Annotated in this window: 12 protein-coding genes and 4 pseudogenes; 7 read left to right on the top strand and 9 right to left on the bottom strand. The window is 70.0% G+C overall.

The window, feature by feature from the left end:
* Position 1: 1 nt before the first annotated feature.
* The 4 genes and pseudogenes from GD880_RS08445 (at position 2) to GD880_RS21015 (ending at position 2,771) form a co-directional block, all read left to right on the top strand.
* Positions 2-1,435, top strand: coding sequence for a pyruvate, phosphate dikinase (locus tag GD880_RS08445; protein WP_152231178.1), 1,434 nt, complete (start codon positions 2-4; stop codon positions 1,433-1,435).
* Entirely contained in the window at positions 1,435-1,692 is a 258-nt protein-coding gene (locus GD880_RS20305; protein WP_193314426.1) for a hypothetical protein, read from the top strand. Before GD880_RS08445 ends, GD880_RS20305 begins: the two co-directional genes overlap by 1 nt.
* Positions 1,583-1,927: pseudogene (locus GD880_RS21170) on the top strand (AMP-binding protein); the annotation flags it as partial. The gene GD880_RS20305 and the pseudogene GD880_RS21170, both read left to right, overlap by 110 nt.
* Positions 1,928-2,018: 91 nt before the next feature.
* Positions 2,019-2,771: an AMP-binding protein gene (locus GD880_RS21015; protein WP_264372276.1), complete on the top strand. Its 753-nt coding sequence runs from the start codon at positions 2,019-2,021 to the stop codon at positions 2,769-2,771.
* Positions 2,772-3,132: 361 nt separating this feature from the next.
* Here the strand turns inward: GD880_RS21015 and GD880_RS08430 are convergent, their stop codons facing one another.
* Positions 3,133-4,113: an NAD(P)H-dependent flavin oxidoreductase gene (locus tag GD880_RS08430; RefSeq protein ID WP_152231176.1), complete on the bottom strand. Its 981-nt coding sequence runs from the start codon at positions 4,111-4,113 to the stop codon at positions 3,133-3,135.
* A gap of 9 nt (positions 4,114-4,122) precedes the next feature.
* The gene (locus GD880_RS08425) at positions 4,123-5,037 is read right to left on the bottom strand and encodes an acyl-CoA thioesterase (RefSeq protein ID WP_152231175.1); all 915 of its coding nucleotides are present in this window, start codon (positions 5,035-5,037) and stop codon (positions 4,123-4,125) included.
* Positions 5,038-5,277: 240 nt separating this feature from the next.
* Here GD880_RS08425 and GD880_RS08420 point away from each other — a divergent pair, with 240 nt between their 5' ends.
* Positions 5,278-5,847 (top strand): MarR family transcriptional regulator, encoded by a 570-nt coding sequence (locus GD880_RS08420; RefSeq protein ID WP_152231174.1) that lies wholly within the window; start codon positions 5,278-5,280, stop codon positions 5,845-5,847.
* Between the two features lie 154 nt (positions 5,848-6,001).
* On the opposite strand, the gene GD880_RS08415 is transcribed toward GD880_RS08420, so the two are convergent.
* On the bottom strand, positions 6,002-6,853 hold the full coding sequence (locus tag GD880_RS08415; protein WP_152231173.1) for a cytochrome b/b6 domain-containing protein: 852 nt from the start codon (positions 6,851-6,853) through the stop codon (positions 6,002-6,004).
* 329 nt (positions 6,854-7,182) lie between these two features.
* Here GD880_RS08415 and GD880_RS20665 point away from each other — a divergent pair.
* Together GD880_RS20665 and GD880_RS08405 are read left to right on the top strand one after the other, a co-directional pair.
* Positions 7,183-7,488 (top strand): annotated as a pseudogene (locus tag GD880_RS20665) (acetyl-CoA C-acyltransferase); the annotation flags it as partial.
* Positions 7,489-7,548: 60 nt separating this feature from the next.
* Positions 7,549-8,051, top strand: a pseudogene (locus GD880_RS08405) (MarR family winged helix-turn-helix transcriptional regulator); the annotation flags it as partial.
* A 124-nt stretch (positions 8,052-8,175) separates the two neighbouring features.
* Here GD880_RS08405 and GD880_RS08400 read toward each other — a convergent pair.
* The 6 genes and pseudogenes from GD880_RS08400 to fgd all read right to left on the bottom strand — a co-directional run bounded on the left by GD880_RS08400 (position 8,176) and on the right by fgd (position 14,633).
* Positions 8,176-9,222, bottom strand: a complete 1,047-nt coding sequence (locus GD880_RS08400) for a 2-oxoacid:ferredoxin oxidoreductase subunit beta (RefSeq protein ID WP_193314416.1) — start codon at positions 9,220-9,222, stop codon at positions 8,176-8,178.
* Entirely contained in the window at positions 9,207-11,141 is a 1,935-nt protein-coding gene (locus GD880_RS08395; protein ID WP_152231171.1) for a 2-oxoacid:acceptor oxidoreductase subunit alpha, read from the bottom strand. The genes GD880_RS08400 and GD880_RS08395 overlap by 16 nt, the downstream gene beginning before the upstream one ends.
* Positions 11,142-11,236: 95 nt before the next feature.
* Positions 11,237-11,542: a ferredoxin gene (fdxA, locus tag GD880_RS08390; protein ID WP_152231208.1), complete on the bottom strand. Its 306-nt coding sequence runs from the start codon at positions 11,540-11,542 to the stop codon at positions 11,237-11,239.
* Between the two features lie 345 nt (positions 11,543-11,887).
* Positions 11,888-12,646: an SDR family NAD(P)-dependent oxidoreductase gene (locus GD880_RS08385; RefSeq protein ID WP_152231170.1), complete on the bottom strand. Its 759-nt coding sequence runs from the start codon at positions 12,644-12,646 to the stop codon at positions 11,888-11,890.
* A 50-nt stretch (positions 12,647-12,696) separates the two neighbouring features.
* Positions 12,697-13,458, bottom strand: coding sequence for an enoyl-CoA hydratase/isomerase family protein (locus GD880_RS08380; RefSeq protein ID WP_152231169.1), 762 nt, complete (start codon positions 13,456-13,458; stop codon positions 12,697-12,699).
* A gap of 129 nt (positions 13,459-13,587) precedes the next feature.
* Positions 13,588-14,633, bottom strand: a pseudogene (gene fgd, locus GD880_RS08375) (glucose-6-phosphate dehydrogenase (coenzyme-F420)).
* Positions 14,634-14,646 lie beyond the last annotated feature (13 nt).

Raw genomic sequence — 14,646 nt, 5'->3', positions numbered from 1 at the left:
CATGTCGCTGATCTGGCTGGGTGAGCAATCCGACCTCAAGCGCTCCCTCGTGGGAGGGAAAGCGCTGAGCATCAACAAAATGCGGTCCATGGGACTCCCCGTGCCCCCCGCGTTCGTTCTCACCACCGACTTCTGCACCACGGTGCTCGCGAATGGCGGTGATCTCACCGAGACCGTCCTCGCTGCGCTGCGCGTCGGCGTACGCCGGCTCGAGGAGGAGACCAGCCGCAAGCTGGGCGGTGGTGACAGCAAGCGGCCCCTCCTGGTCTCGGTCCGGTCCGGCGGGGCACGCAGCATGCCGGGAATGATGGACACCGTCCTCAACCTCGGGATCAACGACGAGATCGAGGTCGTGCTCGCCCAGGCCACCGGCGACGCGGCGTTCGCCGCAGACACCCACCGCCGATACCGCGAGCAGTTCCTGCGGGTGGTGGGGCATGAGGCGACGGGCGACCCGTGGACGGACCTCGTCACTGCCACGGCCGCGGTCTTCCGATCCTGGACCTCGCCTCGCGCCATCTCCTACCGCCAGCACCACGGCCTCCCCGAGAACGGCGGCACGGCAGTCACCGTGCAGGCGATGGTCTTCGGCAACCTCGACGAGAACTCCGGCACCGGCGTGCTGTTCACCCGGAACCCGATCACCGGCGAGCCGGAGTGTTTCGGGGAGTGGCTCCCCCGGGGCCAGGGTGAGGACGTCGTGTCCGGTCGGTTCGACGCCCAGCCTCTGGACACGCTCAAGGACCAGCTTCCCCAGGTGTACGACGAGCTCATGCGGGCCGCCGAGGTCCTCGAGCACTGGGGCAAGGACGCCCAGGACATCGAGTTCACGGTCGAGCGGGGCAAGCTGTGGCTTCTCCAGACCCGGGCCGCCAAGCGGTCCCCCCAGGCCGCCGTACGGATCGCCGTCACGCTTCACGAGCGCGGGGTCATCAACAAGGAAGAGGCCATCGCCCTGGTCTCCGACGCGCAGCTCGACGCCGTGCTCCAGCCGCACATCGACCCGCTCGCGAGAGCGAGCGCGACGGTGCTGGCGACAGGTCTGCCGGCGTGCCCGGGCGTGGCCGGCGGTCGCGTCGTGACCAGCTGCGAGGAGGCCGAGGATCTCGCCGAGCAAGGCATAGACGTCATCCTCGCCCGGCCGACAACCGATCCCGACGACGTCGCCGGCATGGTCGTCGCGGCAGCGATCGTCACCGAGATCGGCGGGGCGACCTCCCATGCCGCCGTGGTCAGCCGTGAGCTCGGCACCCCCTGCGTCGTCGGCTGCGGCCAGGGCACGCTGACCGGACTCGCCGGTCGAATCGTCACCGTGGACGGCGCCACCGGGGAGGTCTTCGACGGCCAGCTTCCGGTCGTCTCCGGAAAGACCGACGAGCACCAGGCGGCCAAGACGCTCGCCGAGTGGGCGGGCCGGTCCCTTCAGGATGTGTGATGACCTTCGCCGCCGCCCTCGCTGCCGAGCGCCCGGACGAGGTGGCGCTCCGCGACCCGGAGCAGACATTCGGCTGGGCCGACGTCGACGACTACCTGCGCCCGGCGCTCAACGCCCTGCAGGCGGAGCCGCTCAGGGACGAGCGCCGTGTCGCCGTCTTCGCCCCCGAACAGCGCCGATACGCTGCTCGCCCGCGTCAGCTGCACGTTGGCGGGTGCCTCAGAAGTGGCGGTAAACGCCCAGCTCACCGCGGGTAAGCTGGGCTACATCCTCCAGAATGCCGGTGTCGACGTGGTGCTGACCAGCGCCGACCACGCTGCCGTGACAGTGCACGCGGCCACCGAGGCCGGGATCGGACGTGTCGTCGCCTGGGGCGACGGCGACCTGCCCGAGGACGTCGATGCCTGGTCGGAGTGGCGCGCGCGTGCCGGCGACGCAGAGCCGGCGACGGACCTGGCACCGCGGCGTACCGTCGTCTACACGTCCGGCACCACCGGCCGCCCGAAGGGTGTCGCGCTGTCGCACACATCATGGCTCGGGGCAAGGACATCGGGAGCACGTCGAGCGCCTCGGCACCAACCGCATGGTCGAATACGGTCGACATCTCGTCGTCGGCCCGATGCACCACTCCGGCCCCCTGACCAGCACGCGCCTGCTCGTGGCGGGCGTCCCAATCACCGTTCTCGGCAAGCACGACGCCACGAACCTCCTCGCCGCCATCGAGCGAGACCATATCGGCTCGTCGATCATGGTGCCGGCGCACTTCCAGCGGTTGCTCAACCTGCCGGCGGACGTGCGAGACCGGTTCGACCACAGCAGCCCTGAAGTACGTCCTTCAGGTGGGCGCGAAATGTCCCGAGCGCGTCAAGCGGGCGATGATCGACTGGTGGGGCCCGTCATCTGGGAAAGCTATGGCGCGAGCGAGGTCGGCACCACGTGCATGATCAGCGCCGAGGAGTGGATGACCCGCCCGGGCTCGGTGGGCCGCGCCATTCCTCCGTTCGAGGCATTTATCCGAGCGCCGGACGGGTCGGACGCAGGGCCCGGGATCGAAGGTGCGCTCTGGTTCCGTGACACGACGGGCCGAGGCATCACCTACGTCTCCGGCGGCAGCGCCGACAGCGGCGTAGACGGCAGCTTCACGCTCGGGGAGATCGGGCGCATGGATGCAGACGGCTACGTCTGGATCACGGACCGCGCCAGCGACATGGTGGTCTCCGGCGGGGTCAACATCTACCCCGCCGAGGTAGAACAGGCTCTCCTGCAACATCCCCGGGTGACCGACGTCGCGTGCTACGGCGTACCGGACGCAGAGATGGAGTCGCGCTCGTCGTGAGCGACGGTGGCGATCTCGACGAGCAGGAGCTCTCGGCGTTCTACCGTGAGCACCTGGCCCGGTTACAAGTGTCCCAAGGCATGGTCCTTCGCCGACGCGCTCCCCAGGACGGCCGTCGGAAAGATCAACAAGCAGTGGATCCGAGCGAACCATCCCAGCCCGGCCCCTACCGGTGCCTGAGCAGCTCGTGGGCGACCATCTCGCCGACGAGCTGTGAGCAATGCGCAGTCGTCCGGGCGTGCCGGCGGTCACGCTCCTGCGCTCGGACGACCGGGCGTGTCCGTCACCTCGACGCGGGGTGTCGGCGACGGCGGTGGCCGACCGGCTGGTGATCAGCGCCGGTCGGCCCGGCCACGAGGGTTCAGCCGACGAGCTGGCTCCCGAGCCGTTCACGAGTGATGCGTCGCGCCTCGCCGACGATCGTGTCGACCACCTCACGGCAGCTGGCGACCTCGTGGATCAGCCCTTGAGCCTGGCTGGCCCACCACATGCCGCCTTCGACGTCCCCCTGCTCCAGCACGCGTGCCCGGCCGCGTGCTCCGGAGGCGAGGTGCGCGATGTCCTCGAAGGTCGCACCCTCCCGGGCTGAGATCTCCAGGATCTCCTCGGACACCGAGTTCCGGGCGACACGGGCCGAGTTCCGGAACTTCCGGAAGACGATGACGGTGTCTCGCTCGGTGTTGGCGACGATCTGGTCCTTGACCGCCCGATGCACCGGCGCCTCGGTGGTGGCGACGAAGCGGGTGCCCATATTGATCGCATCAGCCCCGAGCGCAAGAGCAGCCACGAGCCCCGCGCCCGTGGCGAAGCCACCGGAAGCGATGATGGGGATCTCCAGTGCTCGAGCAGCGGCGGGGATGAGGACCAGGCCCGGAACGTCGTCGTCCCCTGGATGGCCGGCACACTCGAAACCGTCGATGCTCACCGCGTCGACACCGAGCTCCTGCGCCTTCACCGCGTGCCGGACGGCGACGGCCTTGTGAACGACCTTGACCCCGGCCGCCTTGAACGCCGGCAGGTGGGCCGCCGGGTTCGCGCCCGCCGTCTCCACGACCTTGACGCCGCTGTCGATGATCACGTCGCGGTACTCGTCGTACGGCACCGGATTGATCGTCGGCAAGATGGTGAGGTTGACCCCAAAGGGTTTGTCCGTCATGTCCCGGCAGCGGCTGATCTCCTGGGCGAGCGACTCGGGGGTCGGCTGGGTCAGCGCCGTGAGGAAGCCGAGCGCACCCGCCTCCGCCACGGCACTGATCAGCTCTGCCTTGCCGACGGCGGTCATCCCGCCGCAGACGATCGGGTGCTCGACACCGAAGGTCTCGGTGAAGCGATTGCTGAACATCTGATCTCCTCAGCTGGTGGCAGGCTGGTCGGCCCGCCGCAGTCGTGGGCCCGTCCAGTGGCTCGGGTCCTTCGAGCGCAGGTAGCCCTCCTGGTTGACCGTGGCGACCAGGTCGCCCGCCCGGTTGAACATGCGGCCGGCGGCCAGGCCACGACGGGCGGCCTCTCCGACCATCCGCTTGTCGTAGAGGTGCCAGTCGGAGAGGTCCGGCGGGCGGTGGAACCACATCGCGTGGTCGAGGGAGGCGACAGAGCCTGGGCCGAGGGTCGTGGTCCGGCGGGCCACGAGCACGGGCTCCAGCAACGTCATGTCGCTGACGTAGGCGATCAGACAGGTCTGCAGGAGGGCGTCGTCGGGCACCGGCCCGTCCGCGCGCAGCCACAGCCGGATGACGGGGTCGACGACGTCGGCGTCGTCCAGCTCGTCGAGGGCCGCCCGCGGCGGGGGGTCCACCGGGCGCAGGTCGAAGGGGCGTTCGCGCACCCACCACCCGTCAAGCTCGTCGGCGTACCGCTCGAGACGAGCGGCCACATCCGGCAGCTCCTCCGGGCCACGGACGACCGGAGCCGTCCACCGCGAGGGCCCGCTCTCCTCGGGCTCGGCGAAGGAGCTCGTCATCTCGCAGATCGTCTCACCGTCCTGGATCGCCGAGATGCGGCGCACCGACAGCGATCCGCCATCACGCAGGCGGGCGACGTCGTACACGATCGGTGCCCGGCAATGACCCGGCCGGATGAAGTAGGCATGCAGGCTGTGCGGCAGCCTTCGCACCGGGACCGTGCGGCCGGCAGCCCGGAGCGCCTGGGCGAGGACCTGCCCTCCGAAGACCCGGGGCGGGCTGGCCTGCGGCTGGGAACCGCGGAAGAGCATGCCATCGACCTGCTCGACGTCGAGCAGCTCGATCACCTCGCTCAGGCCGGTCATCGGTCCGTGGACGGCGTCGCGGCCGAACCGAGCCGTTCCGTCCCGGCCCCCGGGGACCGGAAGGAGGTCGGACAAGGGTCGCAGGACGTCATGACCGCAGTCTACTAAATTGTCTAGTGCACAACAATCATCACATCGAGCCGTCCAGTTCTCTACTATCTAACGTCCGTTGGTAGAGTTGCATGGTTGGGTAGCAGGACGCACCCTGACCCTGATCTCGGGCACGACGAGGAGACACCGATGCCGTCAAAGAAGCACGCCCCGACTCAGGGCAACCTTCCTGACATCACCGATCCGGTGGAGTGGGCTGCGTACTACTGGAAGGAGCAGAACCTCGATGGCGACCCCCAGCGCTTCCAGGCCCTGACCTCGCTCCTGCGCTTCGAGCGGATCGTAGCGGACAAGGTCGACACCGAGCTCAAGGGCCACGGTCTCAACATGACCGACTACCTGATGCTGATGACTCTGGAGCTCTCGGAGTCGGGCACCCGGCTGATTTCCAGCCTCGCGAGGAACCTCCTTGTCCACGCCACCACGGCGACCCTGGCCACCGACCGGCTCGAGGCCCGGGGATTCCTCTACCGCAGCCCGCACCCCACCGATCGTCGGGCCACCTGCGTGACCATCACGGACGAGGGGCGTGAGACGGTCGCGAAGGCGACCCGCGCCCTGTCCGAGTCCGGTTTCGGCATGCCGGGGACGACCCCGCGGATGGTCAAGGACCTCATGAAGTCGCTCACCGCCATGCGCGACGCCGCCGGTGACACCAGGCCCAGCGGCAGCCGGGCGCCGAAGAACGCGCACGAGTAAGGACGGAGCCACCGGGTCATCCGAGGTGACGCCCCCTCAGTGAGACCGGGGGGCCGGCAGTGCGCCCGTCGCGGGCGGTCGCCGCGGCCGGCGGCACACGGCAGGTTCGAGGCTCGGGCGGGTCGCCAGCCACAACCCGCCCGTCCCCGCTGGCTCAGCGCGCACTGACCCTGCCGAACAGCCCGGCGATCGGCGCGAGGACGAGGGGGCGGGCGGCGACCCAGGCGGCCACTATCACGACCAACGAGCCGGCGAAGATCCAGAACCCGGTCCAGCTCACCGCGTCCTGCGCTGCATACATGTGATTGAGGTTCCGCAGCGCCCCCGTGGCGAGCACCATCGCGACATGGCCGATGATGAAGGCCACGAAGTACAGCATCACGGGAAAGTGCACGGCGCGCGCCCATTCCACCGGGTACAGCTTGTTCAGCCTCCCGGCGTCCTTCGGCCAGAGGCCCGACATCCGGACGCCGCTGAGGACAGCGAGAGGCGCGGCGACGAAGACCGTGGCGAAGTAGGCGAGTTGCTGAAGGCCGTTGTAGTTGGTCCAGCCGCTCTCCGTCGGCCAGTCGAGCGAGAGATACTGCAGCGCCGCCGACACGGCGTTCGGGAACACGTCCCAGCTGGTCGGCACGATGCGCATCCAGTGCCCCGTGGCGAACAGCAGGACGACGAAGACGACGCCGTTGACCAGCCAGAGAAGGTCCAGCGACTGATGGAACCACAGCTCGAGACTGATCTTCCCCTTCGAGTTCCAGCGCGGGGTCCAGTACGCGCTCGGACGCTTCTCCAGGCGGACACGCAAGCCGCTGCGGATCATCAGCACCATCAGGAAGACGTTGAAGAAGTGCTGCCACCCGAGCCACGCGGGGATCCCCGTGGGCGCCGACTCGGGCAGGTCGTACGTGCCGGGGTAGTCCGCGAGGAAGTTCTCCACAGCACCCACGCCGACCAACCACCGTGCCAGCAGCACCGCCAGCGCCGCGACGACCAGCAGCCCGACCACGCCGAGCGCCGCTGACCCCGCCCACTGGGGAGCGGTGTAGGGACCGTGTCGCCGACCTTCCGGGCGAGCCGTGGCGTGCCGCTTCGCCGGGGGTGTGCGCCCCGCGGACGGGCCCGTGCCGGCCCGGGTGGCGCCGGAGCGGGGAGCCGGCGTGGTCGCCGCCACCGGGGCAGGCCGCGGGTCCGGAGCCGGCGTCGTCGCCGCCGGGGCAGGCCGCGGGTCCGCAGCCGGCGCGGCAGAGGCGCCGGATCGCGGGAGGCCGGTGCGGCGGCCGGAAGACGGCGCGGCGGGCGCTCCTCCCCCGGTCGACGACTCGGTGGCGGGCGCGCCAGCCCGCCCGTGCGATCACCGAGGCGGTCGGGCGTGCGGGAGTCGCCATGGCGGACCTCGAGCTCGTCGAGATCAACGAGGCCTTCGCCAGTGTGGCGATCGCCTCGACGCGCGCCCTCGGCATCGATCCCGAGATCGTCAACGTCAACGGAGGGGCGATTGCGCTCGGCCACCCGGTCGGCATGTCGGGGGCACGCCTGGCCCTCACCCTGGCCCTCGAGCTGCGCCGCCGCGGCGGCGGGCTGGGCGTGGCGTCCCTGTGCGGAGGCGGTGGGCAGGGCGACGCCCTCGTCCTGCGGGTCTGAGCCGCGTCACGCGGCGTCTGCGGCGACCGCTGCCGCCGGGAGAGAAGGAGGTGGTCGATCGTGCCACGCCCGCCGCTGCCGGCCGACCCGATCGCCGAGGCACGTCGGCAATGGCTGTCCCACGGGTGGGAGCGCGCAGCCGACGGGATGGCCGCGGTCACCAGCGTCATGCGTGCGCAGCAGCTGATGCTGGCACGGATCGACCAGGCTCTCAGACCGCATGGATTGAGCTTCGCCCGCTACGAGATGCTCCGGCTCCTCGCGTTCACCCGCGAAGGCCGCCTCCCCATGGCGAGCGCGACCGCCCGCCTGCAGGTCCATCCCGCCAGCGTCACCAACACCGTCGACCGGCTCGAGCGGGACGGCCTCGTCCGCCGTGAGCCTCATCCGCGCGACGGCCGGGCGACATCTTGGTGCTGACCGAGGCCGGGCGGGATCGGGTCGAGGCGGCGACGGCGTCGCTCAACGACGAGGTCTTCGCCCCGCCCGGCCTCGACCAGGAGGAAACGCGGACACTGGTGCGCACCCCGGCGGCGCTCCGCGAACGAGCCGGCGACTTCGCCGAGCCCCGGTCGCTGCTCGCCCCGCGCCGATCGCCGACCGCTTGTTGCGCACGGCTCCGCACACATCACGGGAGAACGGGCGTTCGGCAGCGTCCGCCAGGGGACGGCGTCGGCGCCGTCCGCCTCAGACGACCCAGGACTCCGAACCGACGAGGACGCGTTCGACCGACGCCGCCCACCGCGCGGGGTCTTCGCCACCGGCGGCGGCAATCTGATCGCTGACGCGCTCGTCGTAGGTGGGCCGCTCCACGTCGCGGTAGACGCCGATCGGCACGACGCCGTCCTCGCCGATCGCCAGTCGTGCGAGGGCGAACGCGCGGGCCGGGTTCTCCACGCTCGGGTCGTGCACGAGGGCGGCGCGCGTCGGGTCCTGGCTGGCCTGGAGCTGTCCGTTCTCACCGAGCACGATCTTGCTCTGCCCGCCCGCGCCGAAGGTCAGCGGTGCATCGGCCTGGAGCCGCAGCAGGCGCTGGTCACGGGTGTCCGCGGACTTGATCTCCTCGAAGGCTCCGTCGTTGAAGATGTTGCAGTTCTGGTAGATCTCCACCAGGGCCGATCCGGGGTGCTCGGCGGCGGCGCGAAGCACGGAAGTCATGTGCTCCCGCTCGGAGTCGATGGTCCGCGCGACGAACGTGGCACCGGCACCGAGGGCGAGCGACACCGCGTCCAGGGGCTCGTCCACCGACCCGGCGGGACTCGACTTGGTGATCTTGCCGATCTCCGACGTCGGCGAGTACTGCCCCTTGGTGAGCCCGTAGATGCGGTTGTTGAACAGCAGGATCTTGATATCCACGTTGCGCCGCAGCGCGTGGATGAGGTGGTTGCCCCCGATCGACAGGGCGTCTCCGTCGCCGGTGACCACCCACACCGACAGATCCGGCCGGGTGACCGACAGCCCGGTGGCGATCGCCGGGGCCCGGCCGTGGATCGAGTGCATCCCGTAGGTGTTGAGGTAGTACGGAAAACGGGAGGAGCACCCGATGCCGGAGATGAACACGATGTTCTCGCGCCTCACGCCGAGCTCGGGCAAGAACCCCTGAACGGTGGCCAGGACCACGTAGTCCCCGCACCCCGGGCACCACCGCACCTCCTGGTCAGAGGTGAAGTCCTTGCGCGTCAGCGGCGACGTCGCCCCCGGGACGGAACGGGACAGCTTCAGCTCTGGTGCCACGTGGAACCTGCCATCTCATCATCGGTGTGCGTGCCGTCGATCGAGCGCGTGAGCAGCTCCGCCAGCTCGGCGGGCCGGAACGGCATCCCGCGCACCTGCTGCAGACCTTCGACGTCGACGAGGTACTTGGCCCGGAGCAGCATCGCCAGCTGACCGCCGTAGCCGTAGCCCAGGTTCATCTCGGGCACGATCACCTTGTCGTAGCTCCGGAGCAGTGCGCCCAGGTTTTGCGGGAACGGGTTGAGGTATCGCAGCTGCGCGTGCGCCACCCGGCGCCCGGTGCGCCGCACGCGCCGGCACGCGGCCCCGATCGGTCCGTAGGTCGACCCCCATCCGAGCACCAGCACCGAGGCGCCTGAACCGTCCCTCGCACCCGGGTCCTCGACCTGGACCTGCGGGAGCCGGTCGGCGACGCGGTCCACCTTCTGCTGCCGCAGCGAGACCATCTGCTGGTGGTTGGCCGGGGCGTAGGAGATGTGGCCGGGCCCGTCGGACTTCTCGATGCCGCCGATCCTGTGCTCGAGCCCCGGGGTGCCGGGCACCACCCATGGGCGGGCGAGCGTCAGGTCGTCGCGGAGGTAGGGCCAGAAGACCTCCTCGCCGTCCTCCGTCACGTGGTTCGTCTCGGTCGCGAAGGCGGGCTCGATGACGGGCAGGTCATCGAGGTCGGGAATCTTCCACGGCTCGGCCCCGTTCGCGAGGTACCCGTCGGCCAGCAGGACCACCGGGGTGCGTGAGGCGACGGCGATCCGCGCGGCCTCGAAAGCCGCATCGAAGCAGTCCCCCGGCGACTGCGGTGCGACGATCGGGATCGGCGCCTCCCCGTTCCGGGCGAACATGGCCATGAGGAGGTCGGCCTGCTCCGTCTTCGTGGGGAGCCCGGTCGACGGGCCGCCACGTTGCACATCGACGATGACCAGCGGAAGCTCGAGCGAGACTGCCAGTCCGATGACCTCCTGCTTCAGGGAGAATCCGGGTCCCGAGGTCGTCGTCACGGCGAGCTTGCCGCCGAACGCCGCTCCCAGGGCGGCACCGGCGGCCGCGATCTCGTCCTCCGCCTGGAAGGTCACCACGCCGGCGTGCTTGTGCTTGCTCAGCTCGTGCAGGAGGTTCGACGCAGGGGTGATCGGGTAGGCCCCGACGAACAGCTGGAGGCCCGAACGCGCCGAGGCGGCCATGAGTCCGTACGACAGCGCGAGGCCCCCCGAGATGTTGCGGTACCGCCCCGGGGGCAGCGTCGCCGGCTGCACGATGTAGCCGGATCGGAACGCCTCGGTCGTGTCGCCGTAGTTCCAGCCCGCCTTGAGCGCAGCGACGTTGGCCGCGGCGATCGTGGGGTCCTTGCGCCCGAAGCGGGACTCGATGAAGGAGATCGTGCCGTCCAGCGGACGTTGGAAGAGCCAGGAGACGAGCCCCAGCGCGAACATGTTCTTGACCCGAGCCGCGTCCTTGCGTCCTAGCCCAAGGTGCTCGACCGACGCGGTCGCCAGCTTCGTCATGTCCAGGGAGTGGACGGTGAACCCGCTGAGGGTCCCGTCATCGAGGGGATTCGACTCGTATCCAACCTTCGCCAGGGGACGCGGCTTGAACTCCGCGGTGTCCACGATGAGGTCGCCGCCGGGCCGCAGGTCCTCGAGGTTCGCCCGCAACGCGGCCGGGTTCATGGCGACGAGGACGTCCGGAGCGTCACCAGGGGTGAGGATGTCGTAGTCGGCGAGGTGGATCTGGAAGCTCGACACTCCCGCGAGCGTGCCGGCGGGGGCGCGGATCTCGGCCGGGAAGTTGGGGAGTGTCGACACGTCGTTGCCGAACGTCGCAGCATCGGCCGTGAACCGATCGCCGATGAGTTGCATGCCATCCCCGGAGTCGCCAGCGAATCGCACGACGACGCGGTCCATCTGCGTAGGGCCAGCCATCATCGGCCCATCCCGCCCGGGCGGCCGCGATATCCCCGGTGGGGCGCCCTCGCGCTGGTCATCGCATTCACGAACCACCTCACCTTTTCGTAGCGCACCTAGAGCGAGGCGACGACGGCCGCGTCTCGCTTGAGGGGACCGAACGCGCACGCTCCACCGGGGGAACCGATCTCGGAGAAGAGCTGCGTGGCGGCGGTGCGGAACTTCTCCTCCGACTCGGGGAGATCGTCCTCGTAGTAGATGGCCTCTACCGGGCACACCGGCTCACAGGCGCCACAGTCCACGCACTCGTCAGGCTGGATGTACAACATCCGCTCGCCCTCGTAGATGCAGTCCACCGGACACTCCTCGATGCAGGAGCGGTCCAGCACGTCGACACAGGCTGCGCCGATTATGTACGTCATCGTCATATCCGTTCTCGTCGTCATGACCGCTGGCCCTCGTTGGCTCAAGCAGCGACGCCTGACGGTCGCGCAGCTGTGCATACGGCTCGACCTGCCCCTTGCTGCCCGTCAACACTCTAACAATGAATAACCGGGGATTAGATGTCAAGGGGTGGCGTGCAGGGATCTCGCACGGCACCGCACGCCTACGATGATCGCGTGGACGTCCTTACCATGCACCACCGCGTCGGTGATGGCTGGTAAGGACGTCCGGGGTCTCGCCGGTCTGGCATCCCGCCGACGTCGGCCGGGCACCTCGCCAGACGGACGAAGAGCCGGGTCAGGTCGCCAGCCGGCGGGAGGGGGTCAGCGGGGCGCCATCCGCAACGCGCCGTCCAACCGGATGGTCTCTCCGTTGAGGTAGTCGTGATCGACGAGAGACAGGGCCAGCTGGGCGAACTCCTCTGGGCGGCCCAGACGCTGCGGGAAGGGGACGCCGGCGGCCAGTCCCGCACGGAACTCTTCCGACACTGTGGCGAGCATCGGGGTCTCGATGATCCCCGGAGCAATGGTGAGCACCCGGATCCCGTGCTGCGCAAGGTCGCGCGCCGCTGGGAGCGTGAGCCCCACGACCCCTCCCTTGGACGCCGAGTACGCCGCCTGCCCGATCTGTCCCTCGTACGCGGCGACCGAGGCGGTGTTGATGATGATGCCGCGCTGGCCGTGGTCGAGTTCCGGGACCTCGGCGATCTTCTCCGCGGCAAGGGTCACCACGTTGAACGTGCCGATGAGGTTCACCTGGACGACCTTGGCAAACAAGGCGAGGTCGTGCGGCCCTCTGCGGCCCAGGATGCGCATCGAGGGGCCGATGCCTGCGCAGTTGACGACGGTACGGAGCGGCAGGCCGGCGCCCGCGGCGGTGTCCACGCCGGCCTGGACGGCCGCGGCGTCGGTGACGTCGACCGCGACGTACTCGACCCCGGCGACCGGCGGAGCCTCACCGATCGCCATGGCGAGGTCGAAGGCGAAGACTCGGGCCCCCCGCTGCGCCAGAGCAGAGGCGGTGGCCGCGCCTAGTCCGGACGCCCCACCGGTCACGATCGCGGCGGTGTCGGTGATCTGCATGGTCGATCCAGCTCCTTGTCGTGACATCTCCGGGTGGTTGACGGTGGTGCTCAACGCGTGGCGAACCTGGTGATCAGGGCACGGGCCTCCGGGCCGGCCGCCATCTCGCTGATGATTCGCGCCTCCTCGGCGCCCGCGTGCGCGCGATCCATCTCCCATGCCGCGCGGAGCAGCCGGCGGGACTCCCCCAGGGCTCGGGCCGGACCGGCGGCGAGCGCGGCGGCCAGCTCGCGTGCCCGCACAAGAGCGTCGTCGGACAGCTCGGTGATCAGGCCCCAGGCGAGCGCCGTCGTCGCGGGCAGGGGGGCGCCGTCGAGGGCGAACGAGAGCGCCCGCTGCTGGCCGACGGCGCGTGGAAGGAGGTATGACAGTCCGCAGTCTGGGGTAAGCCCGATGCCGGGGTAGGCGAACGCGAACTTCGTGCCTGTGTCGGCGACGACCCGGTCGCAGCTCAGCATGAGTGCCAGCCCGGCACCCGCGGCGGCGCCGTGCACCCCCGCGACCACGGGCTTGCTGAGCTCGGCCAGCGCACGCATGGCGGCGTCGGCCTCGGTGGCGAGCTGGTGGAGGTACGACTCGGGATCCGCGGCCGCAGCGAAGGACCCCACATCGCCTCCGGCGCAGAACCGCTTGCCAGCTCCCGTGACGAGCACCGCACGGGCTCCGTCGTCGCACCGGGCTCGGCCGACCGCGGCGAGGAGTGCCCTCGCAAGGCTCAGGTCGAGAGCGTTGGCGGTGTCGGGCCGGCGCAGCTCGATGTGCGCGACGCCGTCGGCAACGCGGTAGGTCACCGGCTCGTGAAGCTCGGCCATGAAGATCCTTTTCCGACGTGCTTGCAGGTCCACCAACCGGTCCCACGGGCTTCTCCCCGGCTTCTCACGCTGGTGGTGTGACGGCCGCCCGGTCGTGTGCGTGATTCCATCCGCGGCCCGCTCGCAGACTCAGGGCCGGGAGGCGGGCTCCACGATGGCGTCGGCCGTCGTCGCCTGAAGCGCGCGCAACCTGGGTAGCACCTCGGCCCCGTACAGCTCGAGGAACCGCGCCTGGTCCGGACCGGGCGCGTGGAAGACCAGGGGCCGAAAGCCCAGGTCCACGTATGGTCTGATGCGTTCGACATGCTCGTCCGGATCGTCGGAGACGATCCACCGGGAGGCCGCACGCTCGATCGGGAGGGCGTCGGCCAGGCGTTGCATCTCGACGGGATCCTCGACGCCGGTCTTCTCCTCGGGGGACAGCGCCAGGGCGGCCCAGTGCCGGGTGTCCGCCAGCGCGCGCGCCCGGTCGTGGTCGAAGGACACCTTCATCTCGATCATGAGGTCGAGGTCGCCGATCCGTCTCTCGGCCTTGTCGGCCCCGTCGCGCAGCGCGGGGAGCAACGTCTCGGAGTAGAGCTCGGGCGCCTTGCCCGAGGTGGTGATGAACCCGTCCGCCACCCGCCCGGCGAGCCGGGCCGCCGCAGGCCCGGAGGCGCCGACGTAGATCGGCACCGGTCGCTCCGGCCGGTCGTAGATCGTGGCGTCGGCGGTGCGGTAGTACGTGCCCTTGAAGTCACCCGATCTTGCGTCCAGAGCTGTCGGATCAACGTGATCGCTTCCTTGAGGCGGGCGAAGCGCTCCTTGCCGTCCGGCCAGGTCAGGCCGAGCGGTACCTCGTTGAGCGATTCTCCCGTGCCGATACCGAGCACGATGCGGCCCGGGAACAGCACGCCGAGTGTCGCGAACGCCTGGGCGACGACCGCCGGATGGTAGCGGAACGTGGGTGTGAGCACCGACGTCCCGAGCGTGATCCGCTGCGTCCAGGCGGCCGCCGCACCCAGCCACGGCAGGGCGGCGGGCGCGTGCCCGCCGTCGTGCCGCCACGGCTGGAAGTGGTCGGAGACGAACGCCGTCTCGAAGCCGGCTTGCTCGGCCAGGACGGTGAAGTCCACCAGCTCCCGGGGCCCGAACTGCTCCGCCGAGGCCTTGTACCCCAGTCTCAGGCCCACCATCTCTCCTTTCCTG

Origin of the sequence: Georgenia ruanii (assembly GCF_009193175.1) — a bacterium.
GTDB lineage: Bacteria > Actinomycetota > Actinomycetes > Actinomycetales > Actinomycetaceae > Georgenia > Georgenia ruanii.
The sequence above is the reverse complement of the archived record's forward strand: the minus strand, read 5'-3'. Positions and strand labels throughout refer to the sequence as shown.

Coding starts and splice junctions, on each gene's coding strand:
- GD880_RS20305 (WP_193314426.1), top strand. CDS start 1,435: ATGACCTTCGCCGCCGCCCTCGCTGCCGAGCGCCCGGACGAGGTGGCG.
- GD880_RS08395 (WP_152231171.1), bottom strand. CDS start 11,141: ATGATGGCTGGCCCTACGCAGATGGACCGCGTCGTCGTGCGATTCGCT.
- GD880_RS08420 (WP_152231174.1), top strand. CDS start 5,278: ATGCCGTCAAAGAAGCACGCCCCGACTCAGGGCAACCTTCCTGACATC.
- GD880_RS08385 (WP_152231170.1), bottom strand. CDS start 12,646: ATGCAGATCACCGACACCGCCGCGATCGTGACCGGTGGGGCGTCCGGA.
- fdxA (WP_152231208.1), bottom strand. CDS start 11,542: ATGACGTACATAATCGGCGCAGCCTGTGTCGACGTGCTGGACCGCTCC.
- GD880_RS08380 (WP_152231169.1), bottom strand. CDS start 13,458: ATGGCCGAGCTTCACGAGCCGGTGACCTACCGCGTTGCCGACGGCGTC.
- GD880_RS08425 (WP_152231175.1), bottom strand. CDS start 5,037: ATGACCGGCCTGAGCGAGGTGATCGAGCTGCTCGACGTCGAGCAGGTC.
- GD880_RS21015 (WP_264372276.1), top strand. CDS start 2,019: ATGGTCGAATACGGTCGACATCTCGTCGTCGGCCCGATGCACCACTCC.
- GD880_RS08430 (WP_152231176.1), bottom strand. CDS start 4,113: ATGTTCAGCAATCGCTTCACCGAGACCTTCGGTGTCGAGCACCCGATC.
- GD880_RS08445 (WP_152231178.1), top strand. CDS start 2: ATGTCGCTGATCTGGCTGGGTGAGCAATCCGACCTCAAGCGCTCCCTC.